Origin of the sequence: Advenella kashmirensis WT001, assembly GCF_000219915.2 — a bacterium.
GTDB classification, from domain to species: domain Bacteria; phylum Pseudomonadota; class Gammaproteobacteria; order Burkholderiales; family Burkholderiaceae_B; genus Advenella; species Advenella kashmirensis.
Window position 1 is genome coordinate 1,043,613 of the sequence record NC_017964.1, and the last position, 17,554, is coordinate 1,061,166.

Consider the following 17,554-nt stretch of genomic DNA (forward strand, 5'->3'; position numbering starts at 1 on the left):
CACTGGCATACCATGACCCGTACCGGCTTGTCGCAGACACTGATTGGTCACGTGGAAGAGCCCGTGATTCATCTGCATCCGTCCGATATGGTGCGTTATCGCATCGGCAGCCAGGCCCTGGTAACAATCAAATCGCGGCGTACCCATCTGGTGCTGCCGGCGCAAGCCGACGACACGCTAAAACCCGGTTGCGCCTTTGTGCCGATGCACTGGGGCAGTCGTTTTATGGCCGGAGTCGGTATCAACGGGCTGACCCATGGCGCAACCGATCCGGATTCAGGGCAGCCTGAGCTCAAGCACTGCGTCGTTGGCGTTGAACTGTACCAACCGCAGTGGCAGGCGGTAGTATGGCTACGTGGCGATGCAGTCGCCCTGCAGCGTACCCTGTCGGGCTGGCTAAATGAATTTGATTACGCCATTGCCGTGCCCGTGGCTACCGGTGGAGGTGGGTTGCGCCTGCGCCTGGCCGCCAGAGCCGTACCCGAACGGGCGCGACTGGAACAGCTGCTGGTGGATCTGGGGATTGCCGATACGGATGTGGCATTCGACGATCCTGCGCGAGGCATCTATCGGCGGGTACGCTGTATCGACGGCCGGGTGGTCGTCTATTGCCTGGCAGGCTCTGTCCTGAATGCAGAGGATGCCCTGAACGACTGGGCCGATACGGGGGTGCGGCCCGAACCACTGCTGCCGGTGCTACTGGGCAAATCACAAATGAAATCACGGGCACGCATGGTGTGCGCCTGTAATGGCGTGACAGATATGCAGATCGCAGACGGTATTCGCAGCGGCATGGATTTGCCTGCGCTCAAGCAGCACCTCAATTGCGGTACAGGGTGTGGGTCCTGTATCGTGCAAATCAATCAAATGATCAACCGGTATGCCGGTACGGAGGCATTATGACAAATACAATAAAGCGGATTTCAGCCAACGACGCGGCCACCGGCAAGGTCTGGCTGGTCGGCGCCGGCCCGGGCGATGCAGAGTTACTTACACTAAAGGCCTATCGGATATTGCAAGGCGCCGATGTCTGGCTGGTAGACGATCTGATCAGCGAGGATATTCTGGCGTTGGCCCCCACCCATGTGCGCATCGTGCCGGTAGGCAAGCGTGGGGGCTGTCCGTCCACGTCGCAAAATTTTATTTTGCGCCTGATGGCGCGCTATGCCCGGGCAGGCCTGCAGGTAGCCAGAGTCAAGGGCGGAGATCCTTTTATTTTCGGTCGTGGCGGCGAAGAGCTGGCGTGGCTTGCCGAACAGGGAATTGCCGCCGAAGCGGTCGGCGGCATGACAGCCGGCCTGGCTGCGGCCAGCGCGTTGGGCCTGCCCTTGACTCATCGCGCGATTGCGCGCGGCGTGGTTTTTGTGACTGCCCATACCGCCGATGGCGCTGCGCCCGACTGGCGGGCTCTGGCGCAGAGTGAGCTTACACTGGTCTGTTATATGGGCATGAGTCGAAAGGAACAACTGCAACAGGATATGTTGCAGGCCGGTTTTGCCTGTGATCTGCCGGTCGCTGTGGTCGAGCGCGTGACCTGTCGGAATGAACGCAGTCTGTTTACGACACTGCAAACCATGTCGGCAGACATTAACGCAGCTGGATTGGGCAGCCCCGCGTTGCTGATTATCGGCAGGGCGGTGGCGCATCGGGTAGCGGCCCCGGCGCAAGCAAAATGTGCGGCGCAAGGCATGCCTGACGCGATGACCGTTCAAGCGGCATGGCTGTGAATCAGGCGCTTCGAATGTCTCCTATTTCAAAATAGTGCGTGCTCGCATGCAGCGAGACGGGAACAATAATAAGCACTGCACACGCAGGACGCCCTTACGTGCCAATCTGTGGATATTGCCGCGAATAAACCGTGCTGCTGTGCGCTCTGCTGTCATTGCTGATGCAGACATTTAGTGCGTATTTTAGATATCAGTGTTGATGTTGCTGGCACAGATCAACGGGAATTCCCAAGTGATCATTTGAGTCAAACCCGGTCTGAACACCCCCGCGATAAATGCAGAATATCTGCGCTGTGCTGATGGTCAGTGCAGACGGTAAAAGGGCCCGACCGAAGCCGGGCCCTGCCTGATAAGGAGGATACGATGAAACGAATCGTATTACAACTTATCCTGATCGGTATATCGCTGGTGTTGCTAGTGTATAGCGCGCCAGCTTATTGATCAGGAACCGGTGGGGCACCCCCCCACCGGTTTCAGGTTTTAATTTACTTAATCGTGTTTCGTATGTCAACCTAGTATTTTCCGAGGGTAAACATGTGCTTTTGACTGAACTGTCGTGTTCATTCCACTCAGTAAACGTATCGGTTTGCATTGCAGATAGAAAAACACCGCGATGCAGCAGAAGTCAACAAGTCAAAGAATCAAAAGAAATGAAGAAATGAAGAAATGAAGAAATGAAGAAATGAAGAAATGAAGAAATGAAGAAATGAAGAAATGAAGAAATGAAGAAATGAGGCCCGTGCCGACCTAAAAAGCGAAACTATCGGTGATTACGAAGAGATCATTTGAATCAAACCCGGTCTGAACACGCCTCCGATAAATGCACAATATCTGCGCTGTGCTGATGGTTGGTACAGACGGTAAAAGGGCCCGACCGAAGCCGGGCCCTGCCTGATAAGGAGGATACGATGAAGCATATCGTATTACATCTTATCCTGATCGGTATATCGCTGGTGTTGCTAGCGTATAGCGCGCCAGCTTATTGATCAGGAACCGGTGGGCTAGCCCCCACCGGTTTCAGGTTTCAATTTACTTAATCGTGTTTCGTATGTCAACCTAGTATTTTCCGAGGGTACAAAGAGACCTTGATTACGATGCTCATTTTTTCAGATAAACATACCGTCCTGCATTACAGATACTGAAAATAAAGCGATGTAGTTGAAGTCAATAAGGTAAAGAGGCGAAGCTCGCCCGCAGATCGTCAATATGAATGGAACTGTCGGCGATTACGAAGCGATCATTTGAATCAAACCCGGTCTGAACATGCCTCCGATAAATGCAGAATATCTGCGCTGTGCTGATGGTCAGCGCAGACGGTAAAAGGGCCCGACCGAAGCCGGGCCCTGCCTGATAAGGAGGATACGATGAAGCGAATCGTATTACAACTTATCCTGATCGGTATAGTGCTGGTGTTGCTAGCCTATAGCACACCAGCTTATTGATCAGGGACCGGTGGGCTAGGACGCCACCTGTTTCAGGTTTTAATTTACAAAATATCTCCCTGGCTGTCAATTATCTGCGCAGGTAGTTTTACCGACAGCATCACAACAGGCATACGTACACTGCACGACACATACTACCAACCCAACCTCGTACTGTTGGATTGGGTAGCACGCTTTTGCGGCTGCTTGCCATCAGGTTTTGTGATACAGCTCGGCGCCTTTTTTCATGAACTCGATCGATTTTTCCTGCATGCCCTGATGCAGCGCCTTATCAGCCGACAGTCCCTGCTTCTGGGCATATTCACGTACATCCTGGGTAATCTTCATGCTGCAGAAATGCGGTCCGCACATCGAACAGAAGTGAGCCACTTTCATCGAGTCCTTTGGTAGCGTCTCGTCGTGAAATTCCTTGGCAGTATCCGGGTCCAGGCCAAGATTGAACTGATCATCCCAGCGGAACTCAAAGCGGGCTTTGGACAGTGCATTATCACGGATGGCCGAGCCGGGATGACCTTTGGCCAGATCGGCAGCATGCGCGGCAATTTTATAGGTGATAATGCCGTCCTTCACGTCTTTTTTGTTGGGCAGCCCCAGGTGTTCTTTCGGGGTAACGTAGCACAACATGGCTGTTCCATACCATCCGATCAGCGCAGCGCCAATGCCGGACGTAATATGATCGTAGCCGGGGGCGATATCGGTAGTCAACGGGCCCAGGGTATAGAAGGGCGCCTCATCACAGTGTTCCAGCTGCAGATCCATGTTTTCCTTGATCAAATGCATGGGCACATGGCCCGGGCCTTCGATCATGACCTGGACATCGTGCTTCCACGCCACCTTGGTCAGTTCGCCCAGCGTTTTGAGTTCGGCAAACTGGGCTTCGTCATTGGCGTCGTAACCGGAACCGGGTCGCAGTCCATCGCCCAGTGAGAAGCTGACATCGTAGGCTTTCATGATGTCGCAAATATCTTCAAAGTGCGTATACAGGAAGCTTTCCTCGTGGTGGGCAAGACACCATTTGGCCATAATGGAACCACCCCGCGACACGATACCGGTCATGCGATCGGCTGTCATGGGAATGAATGGCAGGCGCACGCCCGCATGAATGGTGAAATAGTCCACGCCTTGTTCTGCCTGTTCGATCAGCGTGTCCCGGAAAATTTCCCAGGTCAGTTCTTCGGCTTTGCCATCAACTTTTTCCAGAGCCTGATAAATCGGCACGGTCCCGATGGGAACCGGTGAGTTGCGGATGATCCATTCGCGGGTTTCATGGATATGCTTGCCGGTAGATAAATCCATGACCGTATCGCCACCCCAGCGGATGGCCCAGGTCATTTTCTCCACTTCTTCATTGATGCTTGAGCCAAGCGCTGAGTTACCGATATTGGCATTGATCTTGACCAGGAAATTGCGGCCGATGGCCATGGGCTCAATTTCCGGATGATTGATGTTTGCCGGAATAATGGCGCGCCCGCGCGCGATTTCATCCCGCACGAATTCGGGGGTGATTTTCTTGGGAATGGAAGCCCCAAAGGACTGCCCTGGATGCTGGCGCAGAATGCGTGCGGCCAGTTTTGCACCGTCTGGTCCGCTTTGACGCACACTTTCGATGTACTGCTCGATCCGCATGTTTTCGCGGATGGCTACAAACTCCATCTCCGGTGTGATAATGCCTTTGCGCGCGTAGTGCATCTGGCTCACGTTGCGGCCTGCCAATGCACGCCGGGGCGGGCGCTGCAGTTCGAATCGCATGGCAGTCAGGGCCGGATCGGTCAAGCGTTCCTGCCCATAGACACTACTGGGGCCGGACAGCACTTCTGTATCCTGCCGTTCGTCGATCCAGGCGCGCCGAACCTCGGGCAGCCCTTGCGGATATCAATATTCACCGTAGGATCGGTATACGGGCCGCTGGCATCGTACACGGTCAGCGGCGGATTGGATTCCCCGCCAAAAAGCGTAGGCGTGTCATCCTGACTAATTTCACGAAATGGCACGCGAATGTCCGGGCGAGAACCCTGTTCATAAATTTTGCGTGACTGGGGAAGCGCCTGAATGGCGGCGGAATCGACCTGCGCCGTGGCGGCCAGGAATTTTGGGTTTGCACTCATGTTTGCTCCAAAACAATTGAAATTGGAGCCGAATACGGGACAGCCTTCGTGTAGACGAATGATCTCCCAGCATCGGCATTATCCGTACTGGTACAAAGGGACTCTCTCAACCACGCCAAAGGCGCAGTACCCCTGCTTGAACTGGGAAGTATAGGAGCTTATGCGGATCCAGACAAGTAAATCCGATGGATCCAGCAATTACGCAAGCAATTGAAATGGGTTGCCGGACAAGCGCCGCCGGCATGCTGCACGCAGCTGCGATGTTTACTGTTGCTGCGCAACATGTTCAGGCGGCGTTTGCAATAACCGTATTTATGTCGCCGCGCAGGCTGTTGGCGTCTGAAAGCCGGGATTCATGCTGTACTGCAGCGACTTCCCCTATGATGAACAGGGCCGGCGCGGCGGCCTGCGAGGCCAGGTCGTTTAAATCGGCCAATGTGCCGATGTACACTTTTTGTGAAGGACGTGTGGCATGGCTGACCACGGCAATCGGTGTGTCGGCGGGGCGGCCGCGCTGTGTCAGTTCGCGGGTAATTCTTGCGGCATTGACGGTGCCCATGTAGACCACTATGGTCTGGCGTGGTCGAGCCAGGGTATCCCAGTCAATTGCATTTTCGTTGCGACAGGTGTGGCCGGTAACAAACAGAACCGATTGCGAATGGTCGCGATGGGTCAGCGGAATGCCGGCATAGGCAGAGGCCCCCAGTGCGGCAGTGATACCCGGGACCACCCGACAGGCGATCCCCTGATCCGTGACTGCCTGCATCTCTTCGCCGCCACGTCCGAAAATAAAGGGGTCACCGCCCTTGAGCCGAACCACGCGCAGGCCTTTTCTGGCGTGGCTGATCAGCAGCTCATTAATCTGCTCCTGTGGCACCGAGTGATAGCCGCCACGTTTGCCAACCGGCACCCGCTCGGCATCGCGACGGATCAGTGCCATGATTTCATCTGAAATCAGTGCGTCATGAAAGACAATATCGGCCTGCTGGATGGCTTGCAGGGCGTTCAGGGTCAGCAGCCCGGGATCGCCCGGGCCGGCGCCCACCAGTGTGACTTCGCCCTGTTGCGGTACGCCGCTGGCCAGTTGTGCCTGCAGCAACGCTTCGGCACCTGCCGTGTCGCCGGACTGCGCGGCCTCGGCAAAGCGACTGCTGAATAGCATTTCCCAGAAGCGTCGTCGTTCCGTAAGCGAGCCCAGCTGTTGCTTGACTTTGCCGCGCCAGCGTCCGGCTATTTGTGCCATATTGCCGAACTGCTGAGGAATCAGCGTTTCCAGTTGCTGGCGCAATTGTCGGATAAGCACCGGGGCAGTGCCATTGCTGCTAATGGCAATTTGTACCGGAGAACGGTCGATGATCGAAGGAACGATATATGAACACAGTTCTGGGTTGTCCACGACGTTAACCAGCTTTTTACGCGCTTGGGCGGCATCCGAGACGGCCTGGTTGACTACGGCATCGTCGGTAGCCGCCACAACCAGGAATACCTCGTCAAGCCAGCTGGCTTCGAACTGTTGCCCGCGCAATATTATTTTGCCCTGTTCTGCCCATAATTTCAGTTGTGGTGTCAGCTCCGGGGCGGCCAGGTGTACCTGGCACCGGCATCAAGCAGGGCGTGAGCCTTGCGCTCGGCCACCGTGCCACCGCCAATCACCAGTACGGGGCGTCCTGTGAGATTGGCAAATAAGGGAAAGGTCTGCATGATGTTTCGGGCCAAATGTGAAAGAAGAGCGGTTATATGGTTATTACAACTGTAATCGTAGTGTTTTTACAAATAATCGAAAAATATATATCTGCTTGTAGCTTAGATCTTCCAGTAATAAGAAGGTACCACATACCCTGCAGGCTTATATAGATAGAGGTAATGTTGAAATGACATATCTGTTGTTCGTGCACTGCGCAATCGTTGCTAGGATGAAACCCGTATAAATAGTAAATAGTCCACATAAATAGTAAACAACGAGCGACAAGCCGCCCAGGACACGGGTCTGATGACCAGCTTCTACTGGGTGAGTATTGTCCGTAAGCAGGGAAATCAGACAAATGAGTTATCCACCACTATCGGGGTTGCCGATCAATTCGGATACGCTATCTGAATTGCAGAAAAACCTTTCGGGGTTAAATCCGTTGCAGACAGCATGGCTGTCCGGCTATCTGTGGGCACGCAGCCAGCAGATGGATGCGCCTGTTGCCGTAAGCGCCGGTGCAGCCGCTGCGCCGGGCACGCCGGAGCAGGCCAGTCCGGTGCTGATATTATCGGCGTCCCAGACCGGCAATGCGCGCCGGGTGGCCCAGTCTTTGCAGGATAAACTGAAGGCTGCCGGAGTGGCATCGGTACTGAAAAATGCGGGCGATTACAAAAGCCGGCAACTCGCTTCAGAGCGGCTTGTCCTGATTGTCGCCTCCACCCAGGGTGATGGCGAACCGCCAGAAGAAGCACTAACATTGCACAAGGCTCTGTTCGGCAAAAAGCCGCCTGAGGTCAAGTCCCTGCAGTTTGCGGTGCTGGGGCTGGGCGACAGTTCCTATCCTGATTTTTGCCAGGCGGGCAAGGACTTCGATTCGCGTCTGGAGCAACTGGGCGCACAGCGTCTATTTGAACGTGTAGACTGCGACCTGGATTACCAGGCAACGGCTGATCAGTGGGTTGAAAAAACAGTAGCCTGGCTGATCGAACACGAAAGCCGCAATACGACCGCCACGTCGACAACCGGCAGTGTCAGTGCCCTGGTCAATGAACCGCAGGTGCATGCGCAAATTTACACGCGCGAAAAACCGTTTACCGCCACCATATTGACCAACCAGAAAATCACCAGTCGCGATTCGCTCAAGGATGTACGGCATCTGGAATTTGATCTGGGCGACTCCGGCATTCGTTATCAGCCTGGCGATGCGCTGGGAGTCTGGTTTCGCAATGACCCGGCGCTGGCCGATTCCATTTTGTCCTCGACCGGTGTCGATGGCGCCGCCAATGTGACCCTGTCTGACGGCAAAACCCAGGTGGGCATTCGTTATGCACTGATTCATCATCTGGAAATTACTCAGAACACGCCTGCCTTTGTGAAGGGATATGCACAAATTACCCAGGACCCAGGTCTTCTGGAACTGATTGCCGACACCAAGGCGCTGCAGGACTATATCGCCGATACGCCTATAGATGTGGTGCTCAGAAGGGTGCCGCAGGTGCTTACCGCCCAGCAGTTATCTGATTTGCTGCGACCGCTTACCCCGCGCCTGTATTCCATTGCCTCGGCGCAGGAAGAGGTGGGTGAGGAAGTGCATATCACTGTAGCCCTGGTGGAGTATGAGCAGGATACGGTACAGTATCAGGGTGGAGCTTCCGGTTACCTGAATCGTCGTCTGGAAGCTGGCGATGAAGTGGATATTTTTATTGAACCATCAGCGCACTTTCGCCTGCCACAGGATGCGCAAACGCCCATTATCATGATCGGAGCCGGTACCGGCATCGCACCGTTTCGCGCCTTTATGCAAAAACGCGATGCCGAAGACCAGGAAGGGGCCAACTGGCTTGTTTTTGGCAACCAGTCTTTCAAGGATGATTTTCTTTATCAGCTCGAATGGCAGCAACTGGCCAAATCAGAACGTTTGTCGCACTACAGTTTTGCATGGTCGCGCGATCAGCAGGAAAAAATTTACGTCCAGCACAAGTTGCTGCAGGAGGGTACGCAGCTGTGGCAGTGGTTGCAGAAGGGCGCGCATCTTTATGTGTGCGGTGACGCCAGTCGTATGGCCAAAGACGTTGAAGCGGCTCTGCTTGAGGTGATCGCCAGCGAGGGCGGGCTCAGTGCTGACGATGCCGATGCCTATCTGGATGAGTTGCGCGAGTCGCATCGCTATCAACGCGACGTATATTGAGGAATGATCATGAGTGACATCAAGGCACCGGCAGGCAAGCTGTCGGATAACGAACGTCTGAAAAGCAACAGCAAATACCTGCGCGGCACCATCGTCGAGGATCTCCAGGATCCGTTGAGCGGCGGCTTTCGCGGCGATAATTTCAACCTGATCCGGTTTCACGGCATGTATGAGCAGGATGATCGTGATATTCGCGCCGAACGCGTAGAGCAGAAACTGGAACCGCTGAAAAACGTGATGCTGCGCTGCCGGATGCCCGGCGGTGTCATTACCCCGGCCCAGTGGCTGGGCATTGACGAGTTTGCCGCCAGTCATACAATGTATGGCAGCATCCGCATTACCAATCGCCAGACCTTTCAGTATCACGGCGTATTAAAGCAGAATATTCGTCCGGTACACCAGTGGCTGCATCAATTGGGCCTGGATTCGATCGCCACGGCGGGCGATGTCAATCGCAATGTGCTGTGTACGTCCAATCCGGTAGAGTCCGAGCTGCATGTACAAGCCTGGGAATGGGCCAAGAAAATTTCCGAGCATCTGCTGCCCAAGACCCAGGCTTACGCGGAAATCTGGCTGGATGGATGAAAAAGTGCAAAGCACCGATACCGATACCCTTGAGCCGATTCTGGGTAAAAGCTATCTGCCGCGCAAATTCAAAACTACGGTGATCATACCGCCGCAGAACGATGTGGACTTGCATGCCAATGATCTGAATTTCGTTGCGATAGAGCAGGCAGGCAGCCTGATCGGATTCAATGTGCTGATCGGTGGTGGTCTGTCCATGGAGCACGGCAACACCGCGACCTTTCCCACCACGGCGTATGAGTTCGGTTTCATTCCCCTGGAGAAAACGCTGGACACCGCCGCAGCGGTCGTAATGGCGCAACGCGACCTGGGTAATCGCAGCGACCGGAAAGCGGCCAAAACACGCTACACGATTTTGCGTGTGGGTCTGGAGGCATTCAAGGAGCAAGTGGAGCAACGCATGGGCTTTGCTTTTGAGCCGATCCGCCCCTATGAATTTACCGATAGAGGAGACAGGATCGGCTGGGTTCACGGCATTGATAAAAAATGGCATCTGACGCTGTTCATTGAAAACGGACGCGTACTGGACTATCCTGGCCGGCCGCTGAAAACCGGCTTGCGTGAGATTGCGAAAATTCACAAAGGTGATTTTCGTCTGACGGCGAACCAGAATCTGATCGTGGCCAACGTGGATGCGGCAGACAAGGACGTGATAGAAAAACTGGCCCGCGACCATGGCCTGATCAACGACAACGTAACTGTCCAGCGGGAAAATTCAATGGCTTGTGTGGCCTTGCCCACCTGTCCGCTGGCCATGGCAGAGGCTGAGCGCTTCCTGCCGTCTTTTATTGACAAGATGGATGCCATCATGGCGCGGCATGGCTTGCAGGATGACTTTATTGTCACGCGCGTGACGGGCTGTCCGAATGGCTGTGGCAGAGCCATGCTTGCCGAGGTGGGACTGGTCGGTAAGGCGGTCGGGCGCTATAACCTGCACCTGGGAGGCAATCGCGTAGGAACTCGTATTCCAAGGCTATACAAGGAAAATATTACCGAAGAACAGATTCTGGACATCCTGGATGAACAGATCGGTCATTGGGCTGCCGGACGGCAGGATCAGGAAGGTTTTGGCGATTATCTGATTCGTACCGGTTTTATCAAGCCGGTAGTGAATCCGTCAGTAGACTTTCATGATGCCAGCAAGGTGCCCGACGCTGCAGCAATCGTTTAATAAAGATGACGACAGCGTGCTCTGGCCGTCATGCCGCGATCAATGATGATTGATGCATGCGATGAGCGTATCGGAGCAGGGCAAGGACTTTAGTTAACAGGTCCTGCAAAAACGGTAAAAGCCGTGTGCAATGTATAACGCACACGGCTTTTTTGTGGGTTCCGGGCAGCAAATCAGCCGGGCTGATCAGGCATTTTTCAAGTATGACTTGATGTGCGCTGTCAGCTCTTTGCGCTGTTTGCCGGTAAGGGCAATAAGCGCAGCCGTTTCCTTTTGTGTCAGTGATTTGAATAAGGCGTCGCGGGCGGCCACTTCCGGAGGAACGAAACTTTTTTCGGGAAGAATGGGCAATGTGCCGTTGATCAGCCAATCGGAATTGACGCCAAAGAATACAGCCAGCCGGCTGACAATTTGCGCAGACGGGCTGACTTTACGATTCCCCATTTCATAATTGGCGATCGTGCTTTGGGACACACCGAGTTCCAGCGCCAGTTCGTTTTGATTCATGCCGTGATGAATTTTGCGAAGAAAGTGCAGCCGCTCGGCGAAGGTGCCCAGTTTTGCCGCTGCGCGCAGGTCGGGCAGGGATTCATAATGTTTTCGAGTAGCCATATCAGAGAGACCAAAAATGTTACAAGTAGTAAATAACAATTTTCAATAATAGCCGGGTTTCCACGCTTTGCTTTAACAATTATCACTTTTTGACGAATTTTTCGTCGAAATTTTCGATTCTTTATGTTTGGCGGCGCCGATAGCGTCAAATTCACATTTTTTCGATCTATCATCAAAGAGCAATTACTTTCTTGGTATCAAATATGCTATATCACGTCCATGATATAACGTCAGTCATATCAGGTCAGTAATAGGACACTAATATCGGTATCGGAATATGAATCTTCCCGGTGCACTATATTGGGTGTTGTTGGGCTATGCCTGATCAACAGGCCTTGAAGCAGCAATTGCAAGGTGTCCTTGGCCTGCTTTAATCGCCCCTGGCCGTCCTCGGCTTGTGCGATCCAGACGGCAGCTTCGGCTAGGCCGCCGTAAATGAGTGCAGTCAGCACTGCCGGGTCGGTTTTGACCACAAGCTCCCTTTGCATCAGGTTTTCGATCAATTGCTGCATCGTGTTCAGACAATGGCGGCGCGAGTCAGGCGAAGGGCCACCCAGCACCGCTTTGGCATCGCGCAGCACAATGCGCTGCATTTCGGGCTCCAGCGCCATTTCCAGATAGGCGCGGCAGCGATTGTTAAATCCTTCCCATGGGTCCTGGGCCGACTCAGAAATGACTCGCAGGCGGGCATCGGTCTCGGCATCGATCTGTTCCACCACTGCTGCGAGTAACCCTTTTTTGTCGCCAAAATGATGATAGAGTGCGCCGCGGGTCAGGTTTGCCTGCGCCGTGAGCTCGTCCATCGACGTGTCGGCAAAGCCACGCTCTGTGAAAACCTTTCTTGCCGTCGTCAGCAGCATAGCGCGCGTTTCTTCCGTTTCGGCGCGGGTTCGACGGACCATTTGTGTATCTCCTTTCATACGCTTCGTATGATTATTTACATTCACGGCGTATGAATATATAATTCTATTCATACGTGTTGTATGTATTATCACCGTGCAATGCTGTCATGGCAAGCAGGTCGCACTCTGGGGAATGAAATGGTTAATCCGTATCGAGAACTGTTCGCTGCGCCTGGCGCCACGCACTTCGCTTTGGCAGGCCTGCTGGCGCGTATTGCGCTGCCCATGACTGGAATCGGCATCATCACCATGCTATCGCAACTGCGTACCAGCTATGCCTTGGCAGGTGCCGTGTCTGCTACGTTCGTATTGACCTACGCATTGTTGTCGCCACAGATTTCTCGCCTGGTAGACCGCCACGGACAAAGCCGGATGTTGCCCGCAGCGACAATGATCAGTGCTATTGGCATGCTGGTTTTGCTTGCCGCATCCCGTTGGTCGGCACCGGACTGGATTTTGTTCGCTGGTGCCTTGCTGTCCGGCTTCATGCCCAGTATTTCGGCGATGTTGCGGGCGCGATGGACGGCGATTTATCGCGGTAAGCCTCAATTAAGCGCCGCCTATTCCCTGGAGACGGTGCTTGATGAAGCCACCTATATTATCGGGCCTGCGTTGTCGGTTGGATTATCGGTAACGGCGTTTCCCCAGGCAGGCCCCTTGGCAGCGCTCGTGCTGCTTGTCCTTGGCATAGGGGCGCTGACCCTCCAGCATGGTACAGAACCGCAGGTTCAACTGCGGTCAGACACAGATGGCGCAGGGTCGGTCATCCGGTTGGCCAATGTGCGCCTGTTGGCGCTGCTGATGGTGGCAATGGGCATTGTCGTCGGCACCGTGGACATCGTGAGTGTGGCCCTCTCCGAGCAGTTGGGGCAACCGGCGGCGGCCAGCCTGGTACTGGCAGCTTATGCTGTCGGATCGTTTCTGGCGGGCCTGCTTTTTGGCGCAATGAAATTGACAACTCCCTTGCATCGCTTATTGCTGCTGGGCGGGCTGGCAACGGCCATAACCACGCTTCCCCTGATGCTGGCTGACAGTATTTTCGCACTGGCCACGACGGTATTGGTAGCTGGCTTGTTCTTCGCGCCAACGATGATTGTGGCGATGACGCTGGTGGAGCGTCTGGTACCGGAGCATCAACTGACAGAAGGAATGACTTGGCTGCTGGCGGGCCTGAATGTGGGCGTAGCGTTTGGCGCGGTTGCTTCGGGGCAGGTGGTGGATGCAGCAGACGCTTTGGCCGGTTTTGCGGTTGCGCTGGGTGCTGGGTTTTTTGTGTTGTTGCTGTCGCTTCTGGGGTATCTGCGACTGCGCGCATCTGGTCTGTGCCTGTCCGCATCCGAAGTCGCGTAGTGACAGCAGGAATTTTTATACCTATTCAAGGATTAATAATATGAACGCCTCGCCAACTTTTTCTTCACCCGCGGGTGCCCGGCATCCCTGGCTGGCAGTCGTCGCTGTAGGCCTTGCGACCTTCAGCGTGGTGACGACCGAGATGCTGCCGGTCGGCTTGCTGACGCCGATTGCCCAGACGCTGGATACCTCTGCCGGAACAGCCGGCTTAATGATTTCGCTGCCCGCACTGCTGGCCGCGCTATTTGCGCCGCTGGTGGTCATGGCGGCCGGCGGTACGGATCGGCGCCGGATATTGTGCGGGTTGCTGGCTTTGCTGGTGATTGCCAATATTGCAGGGGCGCTGGCCCCCAGCATGTCGTGGATGCTGGCAGCCCGCATTCTGGTCGGTTTCTGTATAGGTGGCATCTGGGCCATTGCTGCCGGCCTGGCACGTCGGCTTGTGGCTGAACATGCAGTCGGGTTGGCGACCTCAATCATCTTTGGCGGGGTTGCTGCGGCATCTGTGCTGGGTGTGCCGCTAGGCGCACTGGTCGGCCAGATGTGGGGCTGGCGCTGGGCTTTTGGTGGCATGGCAGTGCTAAGCGGGCTCGTGCTGGCGCTGCATCTTGTGGTCATTCCCGCATTGCCGGTGGCCGGTTCGGCATCGGTGCGTCAGTTTGGCGTGCAGCTTGCTAATCGTCAATTGCAAGTTGGCCTGGTTTTAACGCTGCTATTGGTGGCCAGTCACTTCATGGCCTTTACGTTCGTGCGCCCCTTGTTGCTGTCTGTTTCGGGTTTTGATGTGCAATGGCTTGGAGGATTGCTATTTGCTTACGGTATGGCGGGCATTGTCGGCAATTTTCTGATGGGCATTCTTGCTGCTCGCTATACGGAGCAGACGCTGCTGGCGATCGCGCTGGGACTGTTGCTTACGCCGGTTCTGTTTCTGCTTGTCGGGGGCTCTCCAATGGGGGGCGGCATGACGCTACTGTTTTGGGGACTGGCTTATGGCGGTGTGTCGGTGGGTCTGATGACCTGGATGATGAAAGTTGCAGCAGGCGCTGTAGAAGCGGCCACCGCACTGTACGTGGGCGCTTTCAATGTCGGTATTGCGCTGGGAGCCTGGCTGGGCGGTCAGATGGTCGATTGGCTTGGGCTGTCAGCCAATCTGCGGCTGGCAGGGGCATTCGCTGCGGCTGCTGTGCTCGTGTGTTTCGCAATAGGCCTGCGTCAGTACAAGGCCGTTACCGGCAGAAAGCAGGTTCATGTGATGCCGGACTGACTCTCTGCACCGACGGGGCCCCTAGGTAATTTACAAGCGCGGCGCTTGCAAGTGGTAAATGACAGGCCGCAGCGTGGCGGTCTGCCTTTTCGCTGTCGTTGCCCTGCCAACGCTGTAGCTGATCTTTAAATTTGGGAAGCATCGGAAGTGGTATTTTGCGGCGGGTGAACGAGCACCATGTTATTGCGGTGGATCAGTTCTTCGTCGCGGCAATTGCCAAGAATGCTTTCGATTTCACGGGTCGGGTGTCGCATGATCCGGCGGGTTTCGGCCGAAGAATAATTGGTGAGTCCGCGCGCAATTTCACGATGCTGCTGATCGGTGCAGGCCACGACATCGCCGCGCTCAAATTCACCGATGACATCGGTCACGCCGACAGCCAGCAGGCTTTTACCCTGGTCGACCAGCGCTTTGCATGCACCTTCGTCCAGCACCAGCTTGCCGGGCAGGCGCAAATGGTCGGCCATCCATTGCTTGCGTGCAGAGCGCAAAGACGGCGAGGCACGCAATTCGGTGCCGATGGCTTCGCCCTGGCCCAGTCGCTCCAGGACGCGCTCCTCGCGGCCGGACGCGATAATGGTGGTAGCGCCGCTACTGGCGGCCCGTTGAGCGGCCAGAACCTTGGTCAGCATGCCGCCAGTGCCGATATGGCTGCCGGCACCCCCGGCCATTTTCTGCAGCGCCGGATCACCGGCCGTGGCCAGATGGATAAAGCGGGCGTCGGGGTTGTTACGCGGGTCGCTGTCGTATAGCCCGCGCTGATCCGTCAGAATGATCAGCGCGTCCGCTTCGATCAGATTGCTGACTACGGCGCCCAGCGTGTCGTTGTCCCCCAGGCGGATTTCGTCCGTGACCACCGTATCGTTTTCATTGACGATCGGGATCACACCCAGTTCGAGCAGTTTAAAGATGGTCGAGCGCGCATTCAGATAGCGCAGGCGATCGGTCAAATCTTCGTGGGTCAGCAGGATTTGCGCCGCGCGCATATTGTGCGCAGCGAAAGCTGATTCATAGGCCTGGATCAGACCCATCTGGCCCACCGCGGCAGCAGCCTGCAGCTCGCTCATGGCTTTGGGACGGGTTTTCCACTTCAGGCGCGCCATGCCTTCGGCAATGGCGCCGCTGGACACCAGAATCACTTGCTTGTTCTGGCGACACAGGGTGGCGATTTGCGATGACCATTCTCCGATGGCCTGCGGGTCCAGGCCCTGACCATTGTTGGTAAGCAGGGATGAGCCCACTTTGACGACGATACGCCTTGCCGTGGCCACTGAAGAAACGAAATCGCTCATGTTGCAAAAAATCCAGAAGAGGGAAACGAAAGAGTAATAGGGCGCAGAACCGTTATTTTTCGACGTCGTTCAGGTTGCGACGGGATTCGTCAAAGCGCGGATCTTCCGGTACATAGGCCTCGGCCGCCTTGTCCTGTTCGGCCATTTCGCGGCGTTTTTCTGCGTCCAGATAATCCTGCAGTGCCCAGATCAATGCCTGGGTGCCATCGCCCGACAGGGCCGAAATGGCGAAGACCGGTCCGTCCCATTGCAGTTCCTTGCACAGTCGTTGCTGTATGTCTTGCGGATCGTTGACCATATCCAGCTTGTTCAGCACCAGCCAGCGAGGCTTGGCATGCAGTTCGGCATCATACTTGCGCAGTTCTTCGGCAATGGCGCGCACATTATGGGCAGCGACTTGCACTGGATCCTGGTCCGGATCCAGGCCGGCAACGTCCACCAGATGCAGCAAGACGCGAGTGCGCGACAGGTGACGCAGGAAAAGATGGCCCAGTCCGGCCCCTTCGGAGGCGCCTTCGATCAGCCCGGGAATATCGGCGACGACAAAACTGCGTGAGGGCGAGGTTCGCACCACGCCCAGATTCGGATGCAGGGTGGTGAAAGGGTAGTCTGCAATCTTGGGCTTGGCGTTGGAGATACGCGTGATGAGCGTGGATTTGCCGGCGTTGGGCATGCCCAGCAGCCCGACATCGGCCAGCACCTTGAGTTCCAGACGCAGTTTGCGCTGTTCGCCTTCCTTGCCATAGGTGAACTGGCGCGGCGCACGGTTGACGCTGGACTTGAAGTGCAGGTTGCCCATGCCGCCCTGGCCGCCGGCAGCCAGCGTGACCTGCATCTGATGATGATTCAGGTCAAATAATTGTTCGTTGGTTTCGGCGTCATAGATGACTGTGCCGACCGGGACGCGCAGTGTGATATCGACTGCAGCGGCGCCGTATTGGTCTGAGCCGCGGCCGTTTTCGCCATTCTTGCCGCGATGCAGGCGGGCATAGCGAAAGTCAATCAGGGTGTTGATATTTCTGTCGGCAATCGCGTAAATGCTGCCGCCTCGTCCGCCATCGCCGCCATCGGGGCCGCCCTTGGGGATGAATTTTTCGCGACGAAAACTCGCCGCCCCGTTGCCGCCCTTGCCGGCAATGACTTCGATCGTCGCTTCGTCAACGAATTTCATGATGGATTCCTGTGGCCTGTAATAATAAATGGAGTCGCCGTGTAAGTGCTTTTATTAT

11 protein-coding genes and 2 pseudogenes are annotated in these 17,554 nt (G+C 55.5%); 7 read left to right on the plus strand and 6 right to left on the minus strand.

What is annotated here, in order from left to right; all coding sequences use genetic code 11:
- Window positions 1–12: 12 nt before the first annotated feature.
- Together TKWG_RS26880 and cobA are read left to right on the plus strand one after the other, a co-directional pair.
- Window positions 13–903 (plus strand): molybdopterin dinucleotide binding domain-containing protein, encoded by an 891-nt coding sequence (locus TKWG_RS26880; RefSeq protein WP_407636890.1) that lies wholly within the window; start codon window positions 13–15, stop codon window positions 901–903.
- Window positions 900–1,727, plus strand: a complete 828-nt coding sequence (gene cobA / locus TKWG_RS04890; protein WP_014749764.1) for a uroporphyrinogen-III C-methyltransferase — start codon at window positions 900–902, stop codon at window positions 1,725–1,727. The genes TKWG_RS26880 and cobA overlap by 4 nt, the downstream gene beginning before the upstream one ends.
- Before the next feature lie 1,634 nt (window positions 1,728–3,361).
- Here the strand turns inward: cobA and thiC are convergent.
- Window positions 3,362–5,274, minus strand: a pseudogene (thiC, locus tag TKWG_RS04895) (phosphomethylpyrimidine synthase ThiC).
- Window positions 5,275–5,560: 286 nt separating this feature from the next.
- Window positions 5,561–6,975 (minus strand): annotated as a pseudogene (cysG, locus tag TKWG_RS04900) (siroheme synthase CysG).
- Window positions 6,976–7,316: 341 nt separating this feature from the next.
- Here cysG and TKWG_RS04905 point away from each other — a divergent pair.
- The 3 genes from TKWG_RS04905 to TKWG_RS04910 are packed head-to-tail and all read left to right on the plus strand — an operon-like array spanning window position 7,317 to window position 10,905.
- Complete coding sequence (locus TKWG_RS04905) at window positions 7,317–9,149, plus strand: assimilatory sulfite reductase (NADPH) flavoprotein subunit (RefSeq protein ID WP_014749769.1); 1,833 nt, start codon at window positions 7,317–7,319, stop codon at window positions 9,147–9,149.
- A gap of 9 nt (window positions 9,150–9,158) precedes the next feature.
- Window positions 9,159–9,734 carry an assimilatory sulfite reductase (NADPH) hemoprotein subunit gene (locus tag TKWG_RS27475; RefSeq protein ID WP_014749770.1) on the plus strand — a complete coding sequence of 192 codons (576 nt, stop codon included), beginning with the start codon at window positions 9,159–9,161 and terminating at the stop codon, window positions 9,732–9,734.
- A complete protein-coding gene (locus TKWG_RS04910) occupies window positions 9,727–10,905 on the plus strand; it encodes an NADPH-dependent assimilatory sulfite reductase hemoprotein subunit (protein WP_014749771.1) in 1,179 nt (392 codons plus the stop codon). The genes TKWG_RS27475 and TKWG_RS04910 overlap by 8 nt, the downstream gene beginning before the upstream one ends.
- A 186-nt stretch (window positions 10,906–11,091) precedes the next feature.
- On the opposite strand, the gene TKWG_RS21140 is transcribed toward TKWG_RS04910, so the two are convergent.
- Window positions 11,092–11,517 carry a helix-turn-helix domain-containing protein gene (locus tag TKWG_RS21140; RefSeq protein WP_014749772.1) on the minus strand — a complete coding sequence of 142 codons (426 nt, stop codon included), beginning with the start codon at window positions 11,515–11,517 and terminating at the stop codon, window positions 11,092–11,094.
- A gap of 239 nt (window positions 11,518–11,756) precedes the next feature.
- Window positions 11,757–12,419, minus strand: a complete 663-nt coding sequence (locus TKWG_RS04920) for a TetR/AcrR family transcriptional regulator (protein ID WP_014749773.1) — start codon at window positions 12,417–12,419, stop codon at window positions 11,757–11,759.
- 138 nt (window positions 12,420–12,557) lie between these two features.
- Here TKWG_RS04920 and TKWG_RS04925 point away from each other — a divergent pair, with 138 nt between their 5' ends.
- The gene (locus TKWG_RS04925) at window positions 12,558–13,769 is read left to right on the plus strand and encodes an MFS transporter (RefSeq protein WP_014749774.1); all 1,212 of its coding nucleotides are present in this window, start codon (window positions 12,558–12,560) and stop codon (window positions 13,767–13,769) included.
- Window positions 13,770–13,809: 40 nt separating this feature from the next.
- Window positions 13,810–15,033 carry an MFS transporter gene (locus TKWG_RS04930; protein ID WP_014749775.1) on the plus strand — a complete coding sequence of 408 codons (1,224 nt, stop codon included), beginning with the start codon at window positions 13,810–13,812 and terminating at the stop codon, window positions 15,031–15,033.
- A 125-nt stretch (window positions 15,034–15,158) separates the two neighbouring features.
- Here TKWG_RS04930 and proB read toward each other — a convergent pair whose 3' ends face one another.
- Together proB and obgE are read right to left on the minus strand one after the other, a co-directional pair.
- Window positions 15,159–16,325: a glutamate 5-kinase gene (proB, locus tag TKWG_RS04935; protein WP_014749776.1), complete on the minus strand. Its 1,167-nt coding sequence runs from the start codon at window positions 16,323–16,325 to the stop codon at window positions 15,159–15,161.
- A gap of 52 nt (window positions 16,326–16,377) precedes the next feature.
- The gene (gene obgE / locus TKWG_RS04940) at window positions 16,378–17,496 is read right to left on the minus strand and encodes a GTPase ObgE (protein ID WP_014749777.1); all 1,119 of its coding nucleotides are present in this window, start codon (window positions 17,494–17,496) and stop codon (window positions 16,378–16,380) included.
- Between the last annotated feature and the right edge of the window lie 58 nt (window positions 17,497–17,554).

Coding starts and splice junctions, on each gene's coding strand:
- TKWG_RS26880 (WP_407636890.1), top strand. CDS start 13: ATGACCCGTACCGGCTTGTCGCAGACACTGATTGGTCACGTGGAAGAG.
- cobA (WP_014749764.1), top strand. CDS start 900: ATGACAAATACAATAAAGCGGATTTCAGCCAACGACGCGGCCACCGGC.
- TKWG_RS04905 (WP_014749769.1), top strand. CDS start 7,317: ATGAGTTATCCACCACTATCGGGGTTGCCGATCAATTCGGATACGCTA.
- TKWG_RS27475 (WP_014749770.1), top strand. CDS start 9,159: ATGAGTGACATCAAGGCACCGGCAGGCAAGCTGTCGGATAACGAACGT.
- TKWG_RS04910 (WP_014749771.1), top strand. CDS start 9,727: ATGGATGAAAAAGTGCAAAGCACCGATACCGATACCCTTGAGCCGATT.
- TKWG_RS21140 (WP_014749772.1), bottom strand. CDS start 11,517: ATGGCTACTCGAAAACATTATGAATCCCTGCCCGACCTGCGCGCAGCG.
- TKWG_RS04920 (WP_014749773.1), bottom strand. CDS start 12,419: ATGGTCCGTCGAACCCGCGCCGAAACGGAAGAAACGCGCGCTATGCTG.
- TKWG_RS04925 (WP_014749774.1), top strand. CDS start 12,558: ATGGTTAATCCGTATCGAGAACTGTTCGCTGCGCCTGGCGCCACGCAC.
- TKWG_RS04930 (WP_014749775.1), top strand. CDS start 13,810: ATGAACGCCTCGCCAACTTTTTCTTCACCCGCGGGTGCCCGGCATCCC.
- proB (WP_014749776.1), bottom strand. CDS start 16,325: ATGAGCGATTTCGTTTCTTCAGTGGCCACGGCAAGGCGTATCGTCGTC.
- obgE (WP_014749777.1), bottom strand. CDS start 17,496: ATGAAATTCGTTGACGAAGCGACGATCGAAGTCATTGCCGGCAAGGGC.